This is a genomic window from Streptomyces sp. 1-11, assembly GCF_007176755.1.
Taxonomy (GTDB): domain Bacteria; phylum Actinomycetota; class Actinomycetes; order Streptomycetales; family Streptomycetaceae; genus Streptomyces.
Window position 1 is genome coordinate 487,137 of the sequence record NZ_BJTV01000002.1, and the last position, 20,708, is coordinate 507,844.

A 20,708-nucleotide genomic window follows, 5' to 3' on the forward strand; every position below is an offset into this window, starting at 1 on the left:
CGCGCCCGCGAACGCGCCGGCGTCCGCCGGGACACGGACACCGCACGGACACCGCGCGGACACGCACGGACACCACTGACGGAGCGACACATCTCACGGAGGAAGGAACGACGATGCGCGGACACACACGGGCGGGAACACTCGCCGGCGTGCTGGGGGTTCTCCTGGCGGCCGTCTCGGTGCCGGGTGCGCAGGCAGCGCCCGCCGAGTCCGGCAAGCGGGTGTTCAACTCGATGCAGATCGTGTTCTCACCCGACACCCCGAACGACTTCTGCACCCTCGGCGCCGTCGGCAGCGACCGGTACGGCCGGAAGATCGCCGTCTCGGCGGGGCACTGCATGAGCGACCCGACCCACCAGTACGCCGACCGCGACATCCCAGAGGACGTCGCTCCCGTCTACGACCGCAACGACATCGGCTTCGGCCCCCTCGGCCACGTCCGCTACTTCAAGGACCGTGAGGGCTCGTCGACGGGGCACCCCACCAAGGACTACATGATCATCGAGTTGGCGCCCTCGGTGACCCTCTCGTCGCAGGGGCCCTACCTCAAGGAGACGGGCGAGGTCGAGGCACCCGGCGGGCAGCCCAGTCCCAACGCGCTCAACCCGCCGCGGGACGACGAACGGCTGCTCGGCGCCGGCCTGCTCAACACCAACGAACTCGTGGTCTCCGGTCAGCTGGGCGTCCACTACGGGCGCGTCACCAGCAACTCCCAGGGGGTCTACCAGTCGTGGGCCTCGCACGAGGGCGGCGACTCGGGCGGTCCGGCGATCTGGCACGTGCCGGGCAGCGCCTACCCGTCGCAGGCGAACGGCTTCCAGGCGTCGGGACCGTGGGCCGGCATCACCAAGGCCGTCATCCTGGGGGTCCCGCAGTACGTGTACACCAGTTCCGCCAACATCCTCGCCGACCTGCGCGCACGCGACGCCGCGCATCCGGGCGTGTACGGCGCCGGGTTCCAGGTCACCGACAACCCCTGAGGGACGGGTCCGTCCCCCGTACGGAGTGGTGTTCGCGGTGGTGCCGGCGGCGGCGATCGTGCCGATCAGGCCGGCCGTTCCCGAAGGGGCCGAGGCGGTCACCACGCAGGCGACCGCCCCCGCCGGGCAGCGGACCGCGGTGCGGTGGGCGCTGGGCCTGGTCCCGTTCGCCGGGATCTGGCCGGCGGGCCGTGCCGCACGGCGCCGCTGCCGCACGGCGCCGCTCACCCGGACGGTCCCGCCCGGCGCGCGAAGCGCCCGTACCGCTCCCATGCTGGCCAGCGGGACATGACCGCCGTCCGGGGACGCCCGCGCTGGGCGGGCGGTGCGCACCGGACCTGGCCACCGGAAGGCGGAGCGTCGATGCGGCTCGTCGTCGATCTCAACAAGTGTCAGGGGTACGCGCAGTGCGCGTTCCTCGCGCCCGACGTCTTCGCCATGCACGGCGAGGAGTCGCTGGTCTACAACCCCAGGGCGGACGAGGGACAGCGCGAGCGGCTGGCCCGGGCCGTCGCCGCCTGCCCGGTGGGGGCGATCACCGCCGACGGTCTGCAGGGCCCGGGCGCGGGCGCGGCGGCCGGACCGGCCGGAGAGGTGTCCGATGGCCGCTGACCACGTCGACCGGCTCCGGCGCGAGGGCCGGATCGTGATCGTCGGCGCCTCGCTCGCCGGGCTGCGGGCCGCCGAGACACTGCGCGCCGAGGGGTTCACCGGGTCGCTCACGATGATCGGTGACGAGCCGTACGAGCCGTACGACCGGCCGCCGTTGTCGAAGGCCGTGCTGCTGGGCAAGGCGTCCGCGCACCGCACCGAGCTGCCCCACCGCCATGAGACCGACGCCGAGTGGCGGCTCGGGGTGGCGGCGACCGGCCTCGACCTGACGGCGAAGCGGGTGCGGCTGGCCGACGGCGACGAGGTGGAGTACGACCGGCTGCTGATCGCGACCGGAGTGCGGGCCCGGCCCTGGTTCAGGGAGGAGGAGGCCCGCCTGGACGGCGTCTTCCTGCTGCGCACCCGCGACGACGCGGCCCGGCTGCTGCAGCGGCTGAGGTCGGCGCGCCGGGTGTTCATCATCGGCGCCGGGTTCGCCGGTTGCGAGGTCGCCTCGGCCTGCCGGGAGATGAGCCTCGCCGTCACCCTGGCGGAGCGGGCCGGAGCGCCGCTGGTGGGCGCGCTCGGCGGGGTGGTCGGCGCCGTCGCCGCCGAGCTGCAGACCGAGAACGGGGTGGACCTGCGCACCGGTGTCACGGTCACCGCGCTGGAGGGCGACCCGGCCGGCCGGGTGCGCGCCGTCCACCTCTCCGACGGGGGCAAGGTCGACACGGACGTCGTGGTGGTCTCGCTCGGTTCGCTGCGCAACACCGAGTGGCTGACCGGGTCGGGGCTCGGCGCCGGGCCGCGGGGCATCGCCTGCGACGCCGGGTGCCGGGCCTTCGACTTCCGGGGCATCGTCACCGACGACGTGTTCGTCGCGGGTGACGTGGCGCGCTCGCCGCACGCGCTGTTCGGCTACCAGTTCCTCTCCCTGGAGCACTGGGGCAACGCCGTCGCCCAGGCGGAGACCGCCGCGCACAACATGATCTGCCGGGGCGCCGACCGGCGTCCGCACCTGTGGATGCCCGCCTTCTGGTCCTCGCAGTTCCGGGTGAACATCAAGTCCGTCGGCGTACCGCCCATGGGCGACCAGATCATGATCACGCAGGGCTCGCTCGCCGAGCGCCGGTTCGTCGGCGTCTACGGCCACCAGGGCCGGGTGGTCGCCGCCGTCAGCTTCGACAACACCCGCTGGCTGGAGTTCTACCAGCGGCAGATCGAGCGGGGCGCGCCGTTCCCGGTGGAGTACCCGACGATGGACCGGCGCCCCGAGGGGCGGCAGCCGCTCGACGCCGACTTCCCCGACCCGTCCCTGCCGACCCACGGCCCCACCGTGACCCTGAGCGGCTACTCACCGGCCGACCAGCAGCTGGTGTTCACCCCCGGCCACCACTGAACGCCGCCGTGCCCCGACGCCCGAAGGACCCGTCATGACGCAGGCCTCACTGTTCCGCCGGATCACCGACTTCGCCAACCGCGCCGACCCGTATCCGCTGTACGAGGAGCTCCGCGGGACTCCGGTGCTGCACGAGGAGGACGACGGCCCCTACGTCATCAGCTCGTACTGGGACATCGAGGGCCTGCTGCACGATCCGCGGGTCAGCTCCGACGCCGCCAACCTGGCCGCCGCGGGCGACGAGCCGGCCGAGGCGCAGAGCACGGGGCTCCCGCCGTCGTTCCTCAGGCTCGACCCGCCGGAGCACGACCGGCTGCGGCGCATCGCCAACAGCGCCTTCGGGCCACCCCACAAGCCGCGCCGGGTCGATTCCATGCGGGACGAGCTGCACGGGATCGTCGGCGGGCTGATCGACGCCTTCGGCGAGGCGCGCGAGGTCGACCTGGTGGACCAGTTCGCCTACCCGTTCCCGGTCACCGTCATCTGCCGGCTGCTGGGCGTGCCCCGTGAGGACGAGCCGCGCTTCCGCTCCTGGGTCGATCCGATCGTCGCCACCCTGGACCCCGAGACGCGCGAGAGCGCGGACGAGGCGTTCGTGAAGGCGGCGCAGGAGGCGCGGATGCAGCTCGGCATGTACCTGGCCGGGCTGGTCGAGCAGCGCACCCGGGACCCGCGGGACGACATGCTCTCCGACCTCGCGGACAGCCACGGCCCGGAGGGCGCCATGACCATGATGGAGGTGATGAGCACCGCGGTGCTCCTGCTGATCGCCGGTCACGAGACGACGGTCAACCTCATCACCAACGGCATGCTCACCCTGCTGCGCCACCCGGACGTCCTGCGGCGGCTGCGGGAGGACCCCGGTCTCGCGCCCGGCGTCGTGGAGGAGCTGCTGCGGTACGAGCCGCCGGTGCAGATCGTGCCGCAGCGCACGTGCATCGCCGACATCGAGGTGCGCGGGGTGACCATCCCGAAGGGCTCGCGGATCTGGCTGATGCTGGCCGCGGGCAACCGGGACCCGGAGCGGTTCAAGGACCCTGAGCGGTTCGACCCGGACCGCCGCGACATCCAGCACCTGGGCTTCGGCAGCGGCATCCACAGCTGCTTCGGCGCTCCGCTGGCCCGGCTGGAGGCGCAGATCGCGCTGTCCGAGCTGGCCCGGCGGCTGGACGGCCCGCGCCTGGTCGAGGATCCGCCGCCCTACCGGCAGAACGCGGTGCTGCGCGGCCCGCGCCACCTGCGGATCGCCTTCGACGGGCTGAGCTGACCGGCGGCCGCCCGGGTCAGGAGCCGAGCCGGGTGACCCGGACCAGGCCCAGCCAGGTCTCCGGGCCCGGCTGGGCGTAGGCGGCGGCGACCGCGTACGGGCCCGGGGCGAGCGGGACGCGCAGGTGCCCGGCGCGCTCCACCCTTCCGCCCGGCCGGGCCGCGTCGAACAGCACCACCGGGCCGGGCACCTGCCAGCGGATCTCGGGCCCCCACTCGGCCGTGCCGAGCGCGGCGGGGACGTGGGCCAGCAGTTCGTCCTCGGAGTCCGCGGCGGACCAGCGCACGAAGACGCCCTGTTCCGGCAGGTAGGCGGTGGCGGCGGGCTCGTCGCCGAGGACCAGGGCCGCGCTGTCGCCGACCGGGAGCAGGCCGGCGTACCCGTCGACCTCGCAGGCGCGGTCGTAGTCGGTGGCGAACTCCTCGCTGTCGGCGCCCGCCCAGAACGGCAGCACCGTCTCCGGCACGGCTATCAGGGGCCCTCCGCCCGACTCCACCCACTGCAGTGCGCCTTGATCCGCGTATCGAGACATGGGCAGAACCTACACGCACGCCGATCACCCGCCGGGGTCAGCAGCCGCATTCGGCCCCGGCCGGCGCGGTCAGCGGGTCGGTCTCGCGCCGGGCGCCGCCCTGCCAGGTCTCGTAGCCGAAGCCCTCCCGCGCCCAGTACTCGAACCCGCCGAGCATCTCCTTGACCCGGTAGCCGAGTTCGGCGAGGGCGAGGGCGGCGCGGGTGGCGCCGTTGCAGCCTGGGCCCCAGCAGTACGTCACCACGGGCACGGCCTTGTCGAGGAGCCGCTCGGCCTGTGCGGGGATGAGCGCGGTGGGCAGGTGGACGGCGCCCGGGACGTGCCCCTGCTCCCAGGACTCGGTGGACCGGGAGTCGACCACCACGAAGCCGGGGTCGCCGCCGGCCGCGAGCGCGGCGGCGACGTCCGAGACGTCGGCGTGGAAGGCCAGGGAGGCCCGGAAGTGGGCGGCCGCCTCGGCCGGGGCGGCGGGGGCGACGCGCAGGACGGGGTTCTCGGTGTCGGTGACCATGACCGGAAATCTACGGTCCCGCACCCGTTGGCCGAAGTGCCGATCCCCGGCATTCCGCTTGATCCGCCGGGGATCTTCCTGCTATTCATCGCGCATGACCGTGTATTCCCCGGACGCCACCGACTGGCGGATCCTGGACGTCCTGCAGCGCGAGGGCCGGGCCAGCTACGCCGAACTGGCGCGGGCCGTCTCGATGTCCCCGAGCGCCGTCACCGAACGGGTGCGCCGGCTGGAGGAGGCCGGTGTCATCCAGGGTTACGCGGCGGTCGTCGACCCGGAACGCCTCGGGCTGCCGATCCTCGCCTTCGTGCGGCTGCGCTATCCGCACGGCAACTACAAGCCGTTCCACGATCTGGTGGCGGCGACGCCGGAGATCCTGGAGGCCCATCACGTCACCGGTGACGACTGCTTCGTCATCAAGGTCGCCGCGCGGTCCATGCCGCACCTGGAGGAGATCTCCGGCCGGATCGGCGCGCTGGGCTCGGTGACCACCAGCGTGGTGTACTCCTCCCCGCTCCCGCGGCGGCCGCTCGGCCGCTGACCGGTCCGGGCCCGCGTCGCGGTCAGGCCCCGCGCTGCCGAAGCGAGGAGCCCGATCTGCCCTTGACCACCTCCAGTTGGGCGTGGATCCGGCGGCGCAGGTCGGCGACGTGGCTGACGATGCCGACGCTGCGGTCGCGTTCGCGCAGCGCGTCCAGGACGTCCAGGACCTCGTCGAGGGTCTGGTCGTCCAGGCTGCCGAAGCCCTCGTCGATGAAGAGGGTGTCCAGGCGGACGCCGCCCGCCTCGTCGGTGACGACGTCGGCGAGGCCCAGGGCCAGGGCGAGGGAGGCGAAGAAGGTCTCACCGCCCGACAGGGTGGCGGTGTCCCGCTCACGGCCGGTCCACGCGTCGACGACGTGCAGGCCGAGTCCGCTGCGGCCGCGTCCGGTGCGGTCGTCGGAGTGGACGAGGGTGTAACGGCCGGAGGACATGCGCCGCAGACGTACGGTCGCGGCGGCGGCGACCTGTTCGAGGCGGGCCGCGAGCACGTACGACTCCAGGCGCATCCGGCGTTCGTTGTCGGCCGAGGTGCCCGCGGTGAGCGCGGCCAGCCGGGCCACCCGGTCGTACTCCTCGCGCAGGGGCGCGAGCCGGCGCACGCCCTCGGCCGCGCGGGCGGACAGACGGTCCAGTTCGGTGCAGCGGCGGGCCGCCGCGTCCCGTGCGGAGGCCGCCTCGCGCAGCCGCCGTGCCGCCTCGACCGCCGTCCGCTGCGCGGCGTCCGGATCGGCGGGGGGCCGCTGTGCGGCGGCCGCGGTGCCGGCCTCGGCCAGCACGGCGCGTACCGCCGCCTCCTCGTTCTGCCGGTCGTCCAGGCGGTGCTGGAGTTCGCGGTGGGCCGCGTCGTCGAGGAGGGCGGCGGCCGCGTCCCGCGGGGTGTCGAAGCCGGCGCGGTAGGCGGCGTCGGCGAGGCGGGCGTCGGCGTCCTTGAGCCGCTGGGCGGCGTCCTCGGCCGCGCGGGCGGCGTCGGCGGCCTCGGTGAGCCGGGCCGCCAGCCGCTCCAGTTCCGCGGCCCGCGCCGCGACGCTGGCCGCGGTCCCCCGCGCCGTCGCCAGCTCCCGCTCCAGCGCGCTCTGTTCGCGCTCCAGGGTCTCGCGCCGGGTGACGCGGGCGGCGGTGCGCACGGCGGCCCGCTGGCGCTCGTCTAGGCGCCGCTCGCGCTCCTGCTCGGCCCGGCGCAGCTCCTCGTGGGCGGCGTGCAGGGCCGAGGCGTCCCGGCGGGCGTCCGTCCACCGCCGCTCCAGGTCGTCGGCCTCGGCGGCGAGCCGGTCGGTGGGTGTGTCGCCGGCCTCGGCGGTGGCGGCGGCCAGCGCCTCGCGGACGACGCCGAGCCGCCGCTCGTCCTCGGCCTGCTGCTCCTCGGCCCGCCGGGAGGCGGTGAGGGCGCGCTCCTCGGTCTCGCGGTCGACGTGCCCGGCGACCTTGCGGGCCGGCGCGGGATGTTCGGTGGCTCCGCACACGGCGCAGGGCTCGCCGTCGGTGAGCCGCGCGGCCAGTTCGGCGGCGATGCCGTTCAGGCGCTGTTCCTTGAGGTCGAGCCAGTGGGCGCGGGCGTCGACGGCCTGCTGCCCGGAAGCCAGCGCCCGCTGCCGGGCCCGTTCCAGGTCGGAGGCGAGCTCGTCCCGGGTGCGGGCCGCGGCGAGGCGCCGCCGGGCGGGTTCGCGCAGGACGGCGAGCTGTTCGGCGCGGGTCGCCGCCTCCTGGGCGGACTCGACGCGGGCCCGCAGGCCGGCGCGGGTGGTGTCCCATCCGGCGAGCCAGGCGTCGGCCTCGCGCAGTACGTCCTCGTCGGCACGCTCCTGCTGGTCGAGTCCGGCACGCTCCTCGGCGGCCTCGGCGAGCCGTCGTTCGGCGCGCCGGGCCGACTCCAGGCCGCCCAGTTCCTCGGCGGCCCGGCGCGCGGCGGCCGCGAGACCCGCCGGGCCGTCGCCCGCGTGGCTGCCGGGCAGGCCGACGCGGGCGCGCGCCTCGGCCGCGGCCGCGCCACGGTGCTCGCGCTCGGCCGCGTCGCGCAGTTCCAGCGCGGGCGCCACCGTCTCGGCCTTGCGCGCACGCGCCATCCGCTCCTGCGCCTCCCGGTACGCGCCCGCTTCCTCCTCCAGCCGTCCGGCACGCTGCCGGGCCTCGGCGAACCGGCTCTGCAGCCGGGCGAGTTCGCGTGCCTCGTCCAGGGTGTGCCGGGCCGCCTCGTGGTCGGTCTCGGCTGCGGTGAGGCCGCACCGGGCGATGGTGAGGCGCTCGCGCGCGGCGGCCCGGGCCACGGCCGCGGCGCGGAGCACGGCCTCGGCGAGGCCCGGCTCCCCGGGGCTCAGCTCGGGCAGCTCCATCGCGTCGCCCGCCTCCTGCTGCATGCGGTGGGCGTCCGCGAGCAGCGCGGCGTCGCCCTCGCGCACCCGGGCCTCGCTCGTGCGCCGGCGCTCGGCCAGCCGTTTCTCCACGTCGGCGAAGCGCTGGGTGTCGAAGAGGCGCCCCAGCAGCCGGCCCCGGGCCTCGGCGTCGGCGCGCAGGAAGCGGGCGAAGTCGCCCTGGGGCAGCAGGACCACCTGGCAGAACTGCTCGCGGCTCATGCCGAGGAGCTGGATGATCTCCTCGCCGATCTCCTGGTGGGAGCGGCTGAGGTCCTTCCAGGCGCCGGCCGGGGCGTCGTACTCGCGCAGCCAGGTCTGCGCCTTGTCGACGGTCGTGCCCTTGCCGCGCAGTTTGCGGCGCTCCCACGGCGGCTGCCGGGTGACCTCAAGCCGCCGTCCGGCGACGGTGAGTTCGAGGCGGACCTCGGTGCGCGTGCCCGGTTCGGCGTGGTCGCTGCGCAGGTTCATGCCCTGGCCGGTCTGCCGGGCGCCGGGCACGGTGCCGTAGAGGGCGTAGCAGACGGCGTCGAGGACGGAGGTCTTGCCCGCGCCGGTGGGGCCGTGCAGCAGGAAGAGCCCGGCGGTGGACAGCGCGTCGAAGTCGACTCGCTGGGAGCCGCCGAAGGGCCCGAAGGCGGTGATGTCCAGCCGGTGCAGCCTCACCTCGCCACCTCCCGCACCGCGTCGTGGGCGCGCACCGCGTCGAACGCCTCGCGGAGCACGGCCGCCTCCGGCTCGTCGGGCCCGGCGCCGCGCACATGGGCGACGAAGTCCTCGGCGATCTCCTGGTCGCCGCGGCCGGCGAGGCGCCGGGCGTACGACACCTTGGGGTCGTCGGCGGCCCGGTCGGGGGCGAAGACCAGGCTGAGGGTGTGCGGGAAGCGCTCCGTGAGCCGGGCCATGGGGTCGGCCGGGCGGACCGGATCGGTGAGGGTGGCCTCGACGAAGGCGCCCTCGTGGCGGGCGAGCCCGGGGTCGGCGAGCAGTTCCTCCAGGGCGCCCCGGATCCGGGCCAGCGGGCGCGGGACCGGGCAGTCGAGGCGCTCGGCGGCGACGGAGCCGTCGGCGGCCAGGTCGACGAGCCACATGCTCTTGCGGTGGTCGGCCTCGGAGAAGGAGTAGGCGAGCGGGGAGCCGGAGTAGCGCACCCGCTCGGTGAGGGTCTGGCAGCCGTGCAGATGCCCGAGGGCCACGTAGTCGACGCCGTCGAAGACCCCGGCCGGCACGGCGGCCACCCCGCCGACGGTGATGTCCCGTTCGCTGTCGCTGGCCCGGCCGCCGGTGACGAAGGCGTGGGCGAGGACGACGGAGCGGGTGCCCGGCGCGCGGCCGGCGAGGTCGGCGCGGACCCGCTCCATGGCGGCGGCCAGCACGGTCTCGTGACCCGCCTTCTCCACCGCGAACTCCTCCTTGACCAGGGCGGGTTCGAGGTACGGCAGGCCGTAGAAGGCGACGTCCCCGTGGGCGTCGCGCAGCACCACCGGGGTGCCGACGGCGGACGGCTCGGTGCGCAGGTGGATGCCCGCGCGGTCGATGAGACCGGCGCCGACGCCGAGGCGGCGGGCCGAGTCGTGGTTGCCGGAGATCATCACCGTGGGCACCCCCAGCTCCGCGAGGCGGTGCAGGGCCTCGTCGAAGAGCTCGACCGCGGCGAGCGGGGGCACCGCGCGGTCGTACACGTCGCCGGACACGACCACCGCGTCCACCTCCCGTTCACGCACGGTGGCGACGAGGTGACCGATGAACCCGGCCTGGGCCCCGAGCATGTTCACCCGGTGGAAGGCCCGGCCCAGGTGCCAGTCGGACGTGTGCAGGAGTCGCATGATCCCCGACCCTAACGGCCGGGTCCGACACCACGGGGGGTTACTCCCGTACCAGCCCGTCATGACCCGCCCCGCACCGGTGCGTTATGTCCGATTGGCGATGAACTTCCGTTATGGGGGCGGTGAACGTCACGCGTCCCCGTAGGCCTCTCCGCCCAGTTCCAGGTCGGCCGTGCCCGCCGTCGCGTCGGCCAGCCAGGCGCGGAACGCGTCGACGTCGGCGTCCGGCAGGCCGATCTCGATGGTGACGGCCTCGCCGTAGCGGACGTCCCGGACCTCGCGGCCGGTGGCGCGCAGGTCGTTCTGCACCTTGCCCGCGCGCTGGTGGTCGACGGTCACCGTGGCCAGCCGGAACCGGCGCCGGGTGATGGTGCCGATCGTGTCCAGGGCCTCGCCTACGGAGCCGCCGTAGGCCCGGATGAGGCCGCCGGCGCCGAGCTTCACACCGCCGTAGTAGCGCGTGACGACGGCCACCACGTACCGCATGTCGCGGCGCAGCAGCATCTGCAGCATGGGGACGCCGGCCGTGCCGCCCGGTTCGCCGTCGTCGCTGGCCTTCTGCACGGCCGCGTCGGCGCCGATGACGTACGCCCAGCAGTTGTGCGTGGCGTCGGCGTGCTCCTTGCGGACGGCCGCGACGAACTCCTGGGCCTCCCGCTCGGTGGCGGCCGGGGCGAGGGCGCACAGGAAGCGGGAGCGGTTGATCTCGGTCTCGTGCACGCCCGCGCGGGCCACTGTGCGGTACTCGTCCTGCATTCCGTCAGCCTATGCGAGCGGCGCCGGGCGCCCGCTCGCGGTGCGGGCGCCCGGCTCCGGCTACCGCTTCGGCTTCTTCCCGCGCGGCACGGTGAACGACGTCAGCAGGGCCGCGCCGGGGGCGAGGGCCGGCCAGCCGGTGCCGCGCCAGGCCAGCACGGCGAGCGCGGCGGTGGGGAACTTCGCGCGCACGCGTTCGAGGGTGTCGTCGAGACCGTCCCCGGCCAGTTCGAGGACCAGGTCCTCCAGCCCCGGGTTGTGCCCGACCAGCAGCAGGGTCTCCACCTCGCCCGGCGTCTCGCGCACCACCTGGAGCAGGTCCGGTACGCCGGCCCCGTACAGCCTCGGGTCGAGGCGGACCGGGGGCGGGGTGCCCCACTGCGCGGAGGCCAGCTCCCAGGTGCGGCGGGCGCGTACGGCGGTGGAGCACAGGGCGAGGTCGGGCAGGCAGTCGATCTCGGCGAGCGCGCGGCCGGCGGCGGGGGCGTCCCGCAGCCCGCGCGGCGCCAGCGGGCGCCGGTGGTCCTCGACCCCTTCCGGCCAGGCGGACTTGGCGTGCCGCAGCACGACCAGCCGGCGCAGCGGGCCCGCGCCCGCCCGCTCGATCACCCGAGGCTCCCGATGTCCCGCGCGAGCTCGAGGGCGAGCAGGCGGTCGGCGTACGCGTACGTCTCGAAGCGGGCGCCGTCCGGGATGTCCGGGGCGCGCTCCACGTCCCTGAGCACGTCCAGCGCACGGGGCACGTCGAGGTCGTCCTCCCAGGCGTCGCGCAACCGCAGCCGCACCTCCTCCGGCACCGGCCGCGAGGGCCGGCGCGCCCACCCGGCCACCGCCCGCCGCCACCGGCCCAGCGTCCGCGCGGCCTCGCCCAGCCGTGCGGCGTCCAGCGACACGGGGACGCCCCGCGGGACGGCCAGCAGCGCCAAGCGCAGGGCGCCGGCGTCGGCGGCGAGGAGCGCGCCCAGCGCGGCGTCCTGGACGGGGGCCCCGGGCGGCGTCGCCGCGTCCGGCTCCGGCGGCTCCCCCGTCCAGGTCACCGGGGCGACGCCCACCACCGCTCCGCCGTCCGGCGCGGTGTCCCGCTCCCCCGTCACGTGCAGGACCTGCGCCTCCCCCAGCCCCGAGGCGAGGTCGCGGCCGTCCTCGAAGGGGCGGACGGACAGGGTGGCGGCGGCCGCGCGGAGTTCGGCGAGCCGGTGGGGCGCGGTGAGGATGGTCCACACCGGGGTGCCGCCGAGTTCCAGGGCGCGGACGAGGACGTCGGCGGTGAGCAGGACCCTGAGGGCCGTCGGGTCCAGGCCGGAGGCGTAGGCCTCGATCCGGGTCAGGCCGCGGCGGGCGGGCGCGGCGGAGACGGACTCACCGGTTCGGGCGTCGAGGATGCGCAGCACGGCCCGAGCGTAGGCGCGGCGGCGGCCTTGTGCAGGCACCTCGCGCCGATTCCGGACACCGTGGCGGGGAACCGGGGGAATCAGCACCCGGTGAACGCTGTTCCCCGGACGACGGTTACCCCGCGGCCCGAGGAGGCGGCCTTGTACGGCGACGAAGCGACCATCCGCAGGATCCTGACCGAGCTGGGAGACACCTGGGCCGTGGTCGGCCTGTCCGCGAACGAGCGGCGGGCCGCGTACGGGGTGGCGCAGGTCCTGCAGCGGTTCGGCAAGCGGATCGTGCCGGTGCACCCGAAGGCGGAGACGGTGCACGGCGAGCCGGGCTACGCATCCCTCGCCGAGATCCCCTTCGAGGTCGACGTCGTGGACGTCTTCGTCAACAGCGAGCTGGCCGGTACGGTCGCCGACGAGGCGGTGAAGAAGGGGGCGAAGGCGGTGTGGTTCCAGCTCGGCGTCGTCGACGAGGACGCCGGGGAGCGGGTCCGGGCGGCGGGGCTCGACATGGTGATGGACCGCTGCCCGGCGATCGAGATCCCCCGCCTGCGCTGATCCGTCGCGTGCGCCCGGCGCCGGGCGGTGTCGCGCGCCCCGGTGTCAGGCGGTGCCGCGCGCCCCGGTGTCAGGCGGTGCCGAGTCCTTCGAGCACCACCGCGCCCGGCAGCTCCGCGAGCGCCTTGCCCGGCACCAGCAGCTTGCCCCGGCGCCGCCCGCTGCCGACCAGGACGTACGGCAGGTCGGCCACGGCGGCGTCGATCAGGACGGGCCAGCCCGCGGGCAGTCCGACGGGGGTGATGCCGCCGTACTCCATGCCGGTCTCCCCCGTCGCGGTGTCCATCGAGGCGAACGAGGCCTTGCGGGCGCCGAGCCGGCGGCGCACCACGCCGTTGACGTCGACCCGGGTGGTGGAGAGCACCAGGCACGCGGCGAGGGTGGTCTCGCCGCCCCGCTTGGCCGCGACCACCACGCAGTTGGCGGAGCGCTCCAGCAGGTCGCGCCCGTAGTGCTCGACGAAGACCGCCGTGTCGGCCCAGCGCGGGTCGGTGTCGACGTAGACGATCCGGTCGGCGGGGACGGCGCCCCGCCAGTTCCGTACGGCGTCGGCGACGGGCGCGGTCAGCTCGTCCAGGCAGTCGGGGGCGGGAACGGCGGTCTCGAAGTCTCCGATGGGTGCGCGCATGGCCGCACGCTAACAAGCCGCCCCCGGCGGGCGTACCCGCGTCTCAGTGCACGGGCGGGACGGAGACGGCCATCATCATCTCCATCGGCGCCTCGCCCCGGTTGCCGTACAGGTGCGGCACGTTGGCCTCGAAGGAGGCGCTCGCGCCGGCCGGGACGCGGTACTCCTCGCCGTCCACGGTGAGCGTCAGCTCGCCCGCGGTGACGTGGACCAGTTCCACCGTGCCGGCGGGGTGCGGTTCGGAGGGGCTGCTCTCGCCCGGCATCAGCCGCCAGTCCCAGATCTCCAGCGGCCCGGGCGCCTCGGTCCCGGCGAGCAGCCGGTTGTAGCTGCCGGCCTCGGTGTGCCACAGCCGTACCGCGCGCTCGGCGGGGACGACGCGGACCTTCGGGCCCCGCTCGTAGTCGAGGAGCGTGGTGACGCTGACGCCGAGCGCGTCGCCGATCTTGACGACGGTGCCGATGCTGGGGTTGGTGCGGGCCTGCTCGATCTGGATGACCATGCCGCGGCTGACCCCGGCCCGGGCGGCGAGGACGTCCAGTGTGAAGCCGCGCACGGCACGCCAGTGCCGCACGTTGCGAGCCAGGGACTGGGCCAGGAGTTCGAGGTCCGACACGATCCGTCCAATGTCCGGGGTTCAGCAAACTGTACTGCGCAGTATCCCCCGGCGACCGTTCGTGTCAGCCGTCGGCCTCCAGCCGCGCGAGCTGCTCGACGCCCTCCTCGTCCAGGTCGGCGAGCGCGCGGAGCTGCTGCGGGGTGATCCCCTCCGGGGGCGGCACCGGCGCCGGGGTGCGCAGCGGCGGCTGCCAGCCGTCGTCGGGCGTCCAGCGCCGGACGACCCGGGCGGGCGCCCCCGCCACCACGGCGTGGTCGGGGACCGTGCCGCGGACCACCGCACCGGCCGCCACCACCACGTTCCGGCCGATCCGGGCACCGGGCAGGATCACCGCCCCGGTGCCGATCCAGCAGCCGGGGCCGATCTCCACCGGCTCCATGCGCGGCCACTGCCTGCCGATGGGCTCGTGCGGGTCGTCGTAGGAGTGGTTGGTCGAGGTGACGTAGACGTAGGGCCCGAAGTAGCAGTCGCTGCCGATGGTGACCGTCGTGTCGGCGATGACGTGGCTGCCCCGGCCGAGGACCACCCCGTCGCCGATGCGCAGGATCGGGTCCGGACCGAGGTCGAGGTCCGGCATCAGGCCCGCGGTCAGCGTGACCTGCTCGGCGATGATGCAGTGCGAGCCGATGTGGATCCAGGGCTCGCCGAAGACGGTGCCGAGCGGGAAGGCCAGCCTGGTGGCCGGTCCCAGCGAGCCGAAGCGGAACCTGCCCGGGTGCTCGGCGCTGACGGACCCCGCGCGCTGCGCCCACGCCCAGGCCGCGTGGACGGCGCGCTGGGCGAGGCCCCGCCGCCGGGATGAGAACGTGTTCTTGCGCTTCGGCACGGGCTCACGTTACTCAGCGGGCTCCCCGGCCGAGCGCCCGGGCCGCTGTGATCTTTGCCCCAGTGCTCACGTACCGTGCACGGTACGGACGGACACGAGGAGACGGTGATGACGCACAAGGCGCTGATCGTGGGCATCTCAGGGAAGGAACCGCGGGTGGACGCGGAGGCGTTCGTGGCGCCCACCGCCTCGGTGATCGGAGACGTCACGCTGCGCGCGGGGGCCAGCGTCTGGTACGGCGCGGTGGTGCGCGGGGACGTCGAGCGGATCACCGTGGGCGCCGACGCGAACGTGCAGGACAACGTCACGCTGCACGCCGACCCGGGGTTCCCGGTGACCGTCGGGGAGCGCGTCTCCATCGGGCACAACGCGGTGGTGCACGGGGCGACCGTGGAGGACGACTGCCTGATCGGGATGGGGGCGACCGTACTGAACGGGGCGGTGATCGGGGCGGGCTCGCTGGTCGCCGCGCAGGCCCTGGTCCCGCAGGGGATGGTCGTACCGCCGGGGTCGCTGGTGGCGGGGGTGCCCGCCAAGGTGAGGCGGGAGCTGTCCGAGGAGGAACGGCAGGGCGTCACCCTCAACGGCACGCTGTACGCGGAGCTCGCGAAGACCCATCGCGAGGTGCACGACTAGGGCCGCCGCCGGGGCGGCTCAGTCCCCGGCGGGCACCGGCTCCGGCTCCGGGTCCCGCCGCTGCGCCTGGGCCTTCTTGGCGCGGCGCTTGATGACCAGCATCGACGCCAGCCCGATCAGGACCGCCGCCGCGAGACCCACGTAGGAGAAACGCTTCAGCCAGTCCTCGGCGACGACGCCCACGTAGTAGATGACGGCCGTGGTGCCGCCGGCCCAGCAGATGCCGCCGAGGACGTTGGCGATGAGGAACTTCCAGTACGGCATGTGGAGCACGCCCGCGAGGGGCCCGGCGAAGATGCGCAGCAGGGCGACGAAGCGGCCGAAGAACACGGCCCACATGCCCCACTTCTCGAAGGACCGCTCGGCGGTGGCGACATGGCCCTCGCCGAAGTGCCTCGGGAACTTGGCGCCCAGCCAGGCCAGCAGCGGGCGCCCGCCCTTGCGGCCGATGGCGTAGCCGATGGAGTCGCCGATGACGGCGCCGGCGGTCGCGCACACACCGAGCACGACCGGGTTGATGCCCGTGTGCTGGGAGGACATCAGGGCCGCCGAGACCAGGACGATCTCGCCCGGCAGCGGGATGCCCAGGCTCTCCAGACCGATCACCAGGGCCACCACGGCGTAGACGGCGGCCGCGGGCACCGTGTCGAGCCATTCCTGGACGTGCACCGCCGGTTCCTCCCCAGTCGCTGTCGCTGTCCGTGCTGCGGAGCGTGGCTTGCGCAGCGTGCCCCAGGGGAAGGCTACCTGGTCGGCGGTGAACGCGGCCCGCGCGCACGGGCAGCACGGGCACCGCCGCGCCCTCACCCCGTCGCCTTCCGGCCATCGGGGTGTCACGCGGGAGGGAAAGGCTCCCCGAGGTTCCGCCGGTCCGCCTCCCCTGACCCCGCCGCTCCTCCGCCGGGCCCGATGCGGAAGGACGTCGTCCCGTGTCCTCACCGTCCCCGCTCCCGCCGCTCTCCCCGCCCTCCTGTCCCGGGCCGCGCGCTCCCGCGCGCCGGGCCTTCCTCCTGGCCGCCCTGCCCGCGCGGCTCGTGCTGTGCCTGGCGCCGGTGCTGCTCGCCGGGTGCTGGGCGCTGGCCAACCGGCCGGTGGCGGCTCAGGGGGCCGCCCGGCTGGCCTCGGCCGACCCCGGATGGCTGCTGGCCGGGGCCGCGCTCACCTGCCTCACCTGGGTGGCGGCCGCTTGCGTGCGGCAGGGCGCGCTGCCGGACCGGCTGCCGGCGGGGCTCCTGCTGGCCTCGCAGTTCGCGGCCGGCGCGGCGAACCACGTGCTGCCCGGCGGTCTCGGCGCGCACGCGGTCACGCTGCGCTTCCTGCGCACCAGGGGCGTGCCCCTGGACCGGGCGACCGCGTCGATCGGCCTGTACTCGCTGGCGCGGTCCGCGGCGCGGACGCTGGTGCTGCTGGTGTTCCTGGCGGCCTGCCCGGCCCACCGCCGGCTCGGCGGGCTGGTGCCGGACGGTCCGGTGCCGGTGCCGGCCGCCGCGGCCGCGGGCGGCGCGCTCGCCGTGGCCGGGGTGCTGCTGACGGTCGTGCGTCCGGTGCGGCGCCCGGTGACGGGCCTGGTGCGCGCCGCGCTCCGCGACGCCCGGGCGGTGCACGGACGGCCCTGCCGGGTGGCCGCCCTGTGGGGCGGGGCGGCGGCGATGCCGCTGGCCCAGGCGGGCACGCTGATCTGCGTCGGCGCCTCATTGGGGCTGGGTCTGCCCTGGGAGCAGGTGGCGCTCGCCCATCTGGCGGCGGGCACCGCCGCAGGGGCCGTACCGGCGCCGGGAGGCCTCGCGGTGGACGCGGCCCTGGTGTGGACGCTGGTGTCGTTCGGCGCCGTTCCGGCGGCGGCCGCCGCGACCGTGATCGGCTACCGCGTGCTGACCGACTGGCTGCCGCTGCTGCCGGGCGCCCTGACCCTGTCGGCGCTGATCCGCGCGAAGGCACTGTGAACCCGGCTCGCAGCAGCCGGTGGGGCGGCCGTGTCGTCCGGCGCGGGCGACACGGACCGACCCACCGGGCGGGGCCGATCCGACGTGGACGACACGGAACGACTCCTGGGCAGGGCCGCCGAACCGACTCGGGCGACTCGGACCGACTCACCGGGCAAGGCCAAACCGACTCGGGCGACACGGACCGACCCACCGGGCAGGGCCGGGGCGCCGTGCGCCGGCGGAGTGGGCGGGGGTGGGCCCTACCGGTGGCCGGCGGGGACGCCCAGGGTGACCGAGGGGTGCGGGACGCCGTCGTCGCCGGGCCGGTCCATGGCCGTGAGGACGCTGGCGAGCAGCCCCAGCGAGGCCAGGCCGACGCCGACCGCGAGTGCCGTACGGCGTCCGCCCGGCGGTGCGCCGCCGGGCCGGCCGGCCGGGGCCGCCGGAAGCCGCCCGTGGGCCGGGACCTCCCCGCGGGCGGCCCGGCCGGGCCGGGAGTCGAGGTAGCGCCGGGCACCCCAGCCGAGCACGGTCTCGGCGATCAGGACGTCGAGTCCGTCCTCGAACCGGCTGAGCTGCTCGGCGGCGTGCCGGCAGTGGGAGCAGGCCGTCAGATGCCGGCGCACTTCCGGCAGCCGGGCCCCGGTCCGGCGAATGGGACCGTCGAGCAGGCGGTTGCAGAAAAGGCATTCCGCGGAGGTCGCGAGTTCCCGGTGGGCGCGTACGCAGGCCGCCCGGAATTCCGCCCGGGCCCGCCCCAGCGCGATCACCGCGGCGGCCGTGTCCATACCCAGCAGACCAGCGGGTATGTTTATGGATTCCGCCTCGACCTCGGTATGCCACAGAAGACATTGGGACGCGCCCGGAAGCGACCGGAAAGCGCGTTCGGCCAGCCGTCGCCTTTCCGGCGTGCGGGGCGCCGCCGCGCGCAGACCGCGGCCGCCGGCGGGCTTGCGCAGCTCCGGCAGGACCACGCACGCCGCCTCGTCGGCGGCCCAGGTGCGGACGGTCTCCCGGACGGCCGCCAGCAGCCGCGGGCGCAGGGCGCCGCCGGCCGCTCCGCTCACGGGCCGGCCGAGGACCTGCTGGAAGGCGGCGGAGGTCACCAGCCGCGCCGACGGGCCGGCGGCGGCCAGGCAGACGACGGCGTAGTCGTGGACGGCCCGCCAGTGCCGTGCCAGCAGCAGGGCGGCCGCGTCGTGGCGGCCGGCCTCGGGACCGCCCAGCCGGGCGGCGAGGGTGTGGTCGGACTCCCCCGGCGGCGGCCCGGAGCGGGCGGGGAGCGGTGGGTGCGGGGGGTGGGGGGACTGCACGGAGGGCGTTCCTTTCCAGCCGCAGGACGGCGGCATGCGGATCGCGTCCTGTCGGAAAGCGGCACCTGAGCGGTGCACGCCGGGAGGGTCCGGCCGTACCTGCGGCTCCGGCCTTTTCCCTCTCACGGGAGGGCTCACCTTCGCACAACCGCGTCGCGGGAAACAAGGAGTTCGAATGACCGGGCGGCGACATCGGGGAAATGAACAATAGTTACCGCTGGTATCCACAGGCGTTTCACGCAATCCGGGATCGCACAACGGTCAACTTCTTCACGTCAAAGGCCCGATGACGCACGGGAGTCTCCGGCTTCCCGTGCACTTGGGACAGCCACCCACAGTCGGTTCCGACGTCTTCCCGGTTCCGCTCTCATCCGCGTGCCGCCGCATGCCCGCATGATCGTCCCCCACCCCCCAGCGACCCCCGCCTCCCCCTGCGGGAACCGGCCGCGGCCGACACGGTGGGGACGGGCCGCGGCCGGCGGCCGGGGCCCTGTCCGACTCCCCGGTCAGTCCTGCTGGTTGGGGCGCAGGGTCCACACCACCTGCATCTCGCCGGTCACGGCGCCGTCCGCGCGCCGGATCTCGATCGTCACCGGGAACTCGGGCCGCTTGCCCGCGTCCAGTTCGGCCACGACCTCGGCGGCCGGGCGGCCCAGGGTCGCGGTCGCCGTGACGGCGCCCATCGCCAGCTTCTTGTAGGCGATCTCGGCCCGGACGGCGAGCGGCACCGCGCGCGAGAGCTGGTCGCCGAACGCGGCCAGCACGATCGCGCCGCTGGCCGACTCGCCGAGCGTGAACATCGCGCCGGCGTGCGGCCCGCCCACGTGGTTGTGGAAGTCCCCCTGGTCCGGCAGCGACACCACGGCCCGCTCCGGAGAGGTCTCCTGGAACTCCAGGTGCAGCGTCCGGGCCATCGGCACGGTGGCGGCGAGCATCTCGCCGATCGTCATCTGGTCTGCGCTCATGCGGGCATGTTACTCACGAGTAGCAGGGCTGACCAGTGCGGTGGTGATCACCGCTGTATCGTGGCCGCCCATGTGGCCAGGGGAACAGCCGCCGGGAGGCGGCCAGCAGCACAACCCGTACCACCAGCCGGGATACCAGCAGTACCCGCAGGCGAACCCGTACGGGCAGCAGCCGCAGTGGGGGCAGCCGGCGCCCGCCGGCGCACCCCAGCCGCAGCCCCCGCAGGGCGGCGGCGGTGGCGGCCGCACCAAGCTGATCGCGGTCATCGCGGCCACCGCCGTCGTCGTCGCCGCCGGCGTGACCGGATTCCTGGTCCTCGGGGGCTCCAAGGACGACGAGGCCCGACCCGGCCCGGCCGCGTCCTCCGCCTCCCCCACCGCCTCCGCCTCCGCCTCACCTTCGGGTGAGAACGACCCGCGCTCGGCCGGCAGCGCCCAGAAGCCGACCGTCGCCGGCTGGAAGGTCGTGGTGAACCCGGACACGGGCATAGCCTTCGACGTTCCCCCGCAGTGGCAGGTGCGGGCCAAGACCTGGGTCACCTACGTCACCGACGACTCCGACCCGGACGAGAAGGTGCTGGCCGGCATGAAGGCCCCCGCCGTGCTCAAGGAGAAGTGGTGCGGCTCGGACGACGACAAGGACGGCCGGACCGACTACGACCCGCTGGCCAACGTCGGCACGCGCGGCGACAAGAACGCCACGGACACCGCGACGAAGGCCCGCGAGGAGGCCGCGAACTGGGTCTACGGCTGGTACACCCAGCCCGACCGCGAGTCGGTGAAGACCGGCCCGGTCACGTCGTTCACCACCGCGTCCGGCGTCACGGGCAGCGTCGCCACCTCGCGCTCGTCCGGGGTGCCGAAGCACGGCAAGTGCGCCTACGACGGCAAGGCGACCACGTTCGCCTTCAAGGACGCAGACGGCGCGTTCCTGGCCTGGTCCTTCGTCGGCGCGGCCGGCGTCTCGGAGGAGGTCCCGGACACGACCGTGCGGAAGATCATGGCGACCGTCCGGCTCTACGGGGAGAAATAGCGGCGCGGTTTCGGTACGCCCCTGACAAGGGCCGGTGACCGAATCGTTTCCGTGGGCCCACTAGGGTTGCTGC

Annotated in this window: 23 protein-coding genes; 10 read left to right on the forward strand and 13 right to left on the reverse strand. The window is 75.0% G+C overall.

Translation table 11 applies throughout. The features are described from left to right. Positions 1-113 precede the first annotated feature (113 nt). The 5 genes from TNCT1_RS06530 (at position 114) to TNCT1_RS06550 (ending at position 4,237) form a co-directional block, all read left to right on the forward strand. Positions 114-980 (forward strand): hypothetical protein, encoded by an 867-nt coding sequence (locus tag TNCT1_RS06530; protein WP_216856589.1) that lies wholly within the window; start codon positions 114-116, stop codon positions 978-980. 28 nt (positions 981-1,008) lie between these two features. Next, on the forward strand, positions 1,009-1,272 hold the full coding sequence (locus tag TNCT1_RS06535; RefSeq protein ID WP_143629221.1) for a hypothetical protein: 264 nt from the start codon (positions 1,009-1,011) through the stop codon (positions 1,270-1,272). A 71-nt stretch (positions 1,273-1,343) separates the two neighbouring features. After that, positions 1,344-1,592 carry a ferredoxin gene (locus TNCT1_RS06540; protein ID WP_143629223.1) on the forward strand — a complete coding sequence of 83 codons (249 nt, stop codon included), beginning with the start codon at positions 1,344-1,346 and terminating at the stop codon, positions 1,590-1,592. After that, positions 1,582-2,970 (forward strand): NAD(P)/FAD-dependent oxidoreductase, encoded by a 1,389-nt coding sequence (locus TNCT1_RS06545; protein WP_143629225.1) that lies wholly within the window; start codon positions 1,582-1,584, stop codon positions 2,968-2,970. The genes TNCT1_RS06540 and TNCT1_RS06545 overlap by 11 nt, the downstream gene beginning before the upstream one ends. 34 nt (positions 2,971-3,004) lie before the next feature. Next, positions 3,005-4,237 carry a cytochrome P450 gene (locus tag TNCT1_RS06550; protein WP_143629226.1) on the forward strand — a complete coding sequence of 411 codons (1,233 nt, stop codon included), beginning with the start codon at positions 3,005-3,007 and terminating at the stop codon, positions 4,235-4,237. Positions 4,238-4,253: 16 nt separating this feature from the next. Here the strand turns inward: TNCT1_RS06550 and TNCT1_RS06555 are convergent, their stop codons facing one another. Together TNCT1_RS06555 and TNCT1_RS06560 are read right to left on the reverse strand one after the other, a co-directional pair. Further along, on the reverse strand, positions 4,254-4,769 hold the full coding sequence (locus TNCT1_RS06555; RefSeq protein ID WP_143629228.1) for an immunity 21 family protein: 516 nt from the start codon (positions 4,767-4,769) through the stop codon (positions 4,254-4,256). Positions 4,770-4,806: 37 nt separating this feature from the next. Next, the gene (locus tag TNCT1_RS06560) at positions 4,807-5,280 is read right to left on the reverse strand and encodes a rhodanese-like domain-containing protein (RefSeq protein WP_143629230.1); all 474 of its coding nucleotides are present in this window, start codon (positions 5,278-5,280) and stop codon (positions 4,807-4,809) included. A 94-nt stretch (positions 5,281-5,374) separates the two neighbouring features. Here TNCT1_RS06560 and TNCT1_RS06565 point away from each other — a divergent pair, with 94 nt between their 5' ends. Beyond that, positions 5,375-5,821, forward strand: coding sequence for an Lrp/AsnC family transcriptional regulator (locus TNCT1_RS06565; RefSeq protein ID WP_143629232.1), 447 nt, complete (start codon positions 5,375-5,377; stop codon positions 5,819-5,821). Between the two features lie 22 nt (positions 5,822-5,843). On the opposite strand, the gene TNCT1_RS06570 is transcribed toward TNCT1_RS06565, so the two are convergent. The 5 genes from TNCT1_RS06570 to TNCT1_RS06590 all read right to left on the reverse strand — a co-directional run bounded on the left by TNCT1_RS06570 (position 5,844) and on the right by TNCT1_RS06590 (position 12,141). After that, a complete protein-coding gene (locus TNCT1_RS06570) occupies positions 5,844-8,834 on the reverse strand; it encodes an AAA family ATPase (RefSeq protein WP_143629234.1) in 2,991 nt (996 codons plus the stop codon). Continuing rightward, entirely contained in the window at positions 8,831-9,994 is a 1,164-nt protein-coding gene (locus TNCT1_RS06575) for an exonuclease SbcCD subunit D (protein ID WP_143629236.1), read from the reverse strand. The genes TNCT1_RS06570 and TNCT1_RS06575 overlap by 4 nt, the downstream gene beginning before the upstream one ends. Before the next feature lie 129 nt (positions 9,995-10,123). Then, on the reverse strand, positions 10,124-10,750 hold the full coding sequence (locus tag TNCT1_RS06580) for a YigZ family protein (protein WP_143629238.1): 627 nt from the start codon (positions 10,748-10,750) through the stop codon (positions 10,124-10,126). Between the two features lie 60 nt (positions 10,751-10,810). After that, a complete protein-coding gene (locus TNCT1_RS06585) occupies positions 10,811-11,359 on the reverse strand; it encodes a histidine phosphatase family protein (protein ID WP_143629240.1) in 549 nt (182 codons plus the stop codon). Next, complete coding sequence (locus TNCT1_RS06590; protein ID WP_143629241.1) at positions 11,356-12,141, reverse strand: hypothetical protein; 786 nt, start codon at positions 12,139-12,141, stop codon at positions 11,356-11,358. Before TNCT1_RS06590 ends, TNCT1_RS06585 begins: the two co-directional genes overlap by 4 nt. A gap of 141 nt (positions 12,142-12,282) precedes the next feature. Between TNCT1_RS06590 and TNCT1_RS06595 the strand changes: the two genes are divergently transcribed. Further along, positions 12,283-12,690 carry a CoA-binding protein gene (locus TNCT1_RS06595; protein WP_143629243.1) on the forward strand — a complete coding sequence of 136 codons (408 nt, stop codon included), beginning with the start codon at positions 12,283-12,285 and terminating at the stop codon, positions 12,688-12,690. Positions 12,691-12,760: 70 nt separating this feature from the next. Here TNCT1_RS06595 and TNCT1_RS06600 read toward each other — a convergent pair whose 3' ends face one another. From TNCT1_RS06600 to TNCT1_RS06610, 3 genes are all read right to left on the reverse strand, one after another. After that, positions 12,761-13,318 (reverse strand): YbaK/EbsC family protein, encoded by a 558-nt coding sequence (locus TNCT1_RS06600; RefSeq protein ID WP_143629246.1) that lies wholly within the window; start codon positions 13,316-13,318, stop codon positions 12,761-12,763. Between the two features lie 43 nt (positions 13,319-13,361). Beyond that, on the reverse strand, positions 13,362-13,934 hold the full coding sequence (locus TNCT1_RS06605; RefSeq protein WP_143629248.1) for an XRE family transcriptional regulator: 573 nt from the start codon (positions 13,932-13,934) through the stop codon (positions 13,362-13,364). A 64-nt stretch (positions 13,935-13,998) separates the two neighbouring features. Next, entirely contained in the window at positions 13,999-14,763 is a 765-nt protein-coding gene (locus TNCT1_RS06610) for an acyltransferase (protein WP_143629250.1), read from the reverse strand. A gap of 108 nt (positions 14,764-14,871) precedes the next feature. Between TNCT1_RS06610 and TNCT1_RS06615 the strand changes: the two genes are divergently transcribed. Then, a complete protein-coding gene (locus tag TNCT1_RS06615; protein WP_143629252.1) occupies positions 14,872-15,399 on the forward strand; it encodes a gamma carbonic anhydrase family protein in 528 nt (175 codons plus the stop codon). 18 nt (positions 15,400-15,417) lie between these two features. Here TNCT1_RS06615 and TNCT1_RS06620 read toward each other — a convergent pair whose 3' ends face one another. After that, positions 15,418-16,068: a DedA family protein gene (locus TNCT1_RS06620; protein ID WP_143629254.1), complete on the reverse strand. Its 651-nt coding sequence runs from the start codon at positions 16,066-16,068 to the stop codon at positions 15,418-15,420. 260 nt (positions 16,069-16,328) lie between these two features. On the opposite strand from TNCT1_RS06620, the gene TNCT1_RS06625 reads away from it, so the two are divergent. Next, entirely contained in the window at positions 16,329-17,342 is a 1,014-nt protein-coding gene (locus TNCT1_RS06625) for a lysylphosphatidylglycerol synthase transmembrane domain-containing protein (RefSeq protein ID WP_143629256.1), read from the forward strand. Between the two features lie 242 nt (positions 17,343-17,584). On the opposite strand, the gene TNCT1_RS06630 is transcribed toward TNCT1_RS06625, so the two are convergent. Both TNCT1_RS06630 and TNCT1_RS06635 read right to left on the reverse strand, forming a co-directional pair. Beyond that, on the reverse strand, positions 17,585-18,637 hold the full coding sequence (locus TNCT1_RS06630) for a hypothetical protein (protein ID WP_143629257.1): 1,053 nt from the start codon (positions 18,635-18,637) through the stop codon (positions 17,585-17,587). Positions 18,638-19,143: 506 nt separating this feature from the next. Then, positions 19,144-19,602, reverse strand: a complete 459-nt coding sequence (locus TNCT1_RS06635) for a DUF4442 domain-containing protein (protein ID WP_235902380.1) — start codon at positions 19,600-19,602, stop codon at positions 19,144-19,146. A gap of 70 nt (positions 19,603-19,672) precedes the next feature. On the opposite strand from TNCT1_RS06635, the gene TNCT1_RS06640 reads away from it, so the two are divergent. Further along, positions 19,673-20,635, forward strand: coding sequence for a hypothetical protein (locus TNCT1_RS06640; RefSeq protein ID WP_143629259.1), 963 nt, complete (start codon positions 19,673-19,675; stop codon positions 20,633-20,635). The last annotated feature ends 73 nt before the right edge of the window (positions 20,636-20,708 follow it).

What these genes read in the sequence shown, in the direction of transcription:
- TNCT1_RS06530 (WP_216856589.1), top strand. Translation starts at nt 114, where the DNA reads ATGCGCGGACACACACGGGCGGGAACACTCGCCGGCGTGCTGGGGGTT.
- TNCT1_RS06540 (WP_143629223.1), top strand. Translation starts at nt 1,344, where the DNA reads ATGCGGCTCGTCGTCGATCTCAACAAGTGTCAGGGGTACGCGCAGTGC.
- TNCT1_RS06545 (WP_143629225.1), top strand. Translation starts at nt 1,582, where the DNA reads ATGGCCGCTGACCACGTCGACCGGCTCCGGCGCGAGGGCCGGATCGTG.
- TNCT1_RS06550 (WP_143629226.1), top strand. Translation starts at nt 3,005, where the DNA reads ATGACGCAGGCCTCACTGTTCCGCCGGATCACCGACTTCGCCAACCGC.
- TNCT1_RS06555 (WP_143629228.1), bottom strand. Translation starts at nt 4,769, where the DNA reads ATGTCTCGATACGCGGATCAAGGCGCACTGCAGTGGGTGGAGTCGGGC.
- TNCT1_RS06560 (WP_143629230.1), bottom strand. Translation starts at nt 5,280, where the DNA reads ATGGTCACCGACACCGAGAACCCCGTCCTGCGCGTCGCCCCCGCCGCC.
- TNCT1_RS06565 (WP_143629232.1), top strand. Translation starts at nt 5,375, where the DNA reads ATGACCGTGTATTCCCCGGACGCCACCGACTGGCGGATCCTGGACGTC.
- TNCT1_RS06575 (WP_143629236.1), bottom strand. Translation starts at nt 9,994, where the DNA reads ATGCGACTCCTGCACACGTCCGACTGGCACCTGGGCCGGGCCTTCCAC.
- TNCT1_RS06580 (WP_143629238.1), bottom strand. Translation starts at nt 10,750, where the DNA reads ATGCAGGACGAGTACCGCACAGTGGCCCGCGCGGGCGTGCACGAGACC.
- TNCT1_RS06600 (WP_143629246.1), bottom strand. Translation starts at nt 13,318, where the DNA reads ATGCGCGCACCCATCGGAGACTTCGAGACCGCCGTTCCCGCCCCCGAC.
- TNCT1_RS06615 (WP_143629252.1), top strand. Translation starts at nt 14,872, where the DNA reads ATGACGCACAAGGCGCTGATCGTGGGCATCTCAGGGAAGGAACCGCGG.
- TNCT1_RS06635 (WP_235902380.1), bottom strand. Translation starts at nt 19,602, where the DNA reads ATGAGCGCAGACCAGATGACGATCGGCGAGATGCTCGCCGCCACCGTG.
- TNCT1_RS06640 (WP_143629259.1), top strand. Translation starts at nt 19,673, where the DNA reads ATGTGGCCAGGGGAACAGCCGCCGGGAGGCGGCCAGCAGCACAACCCG.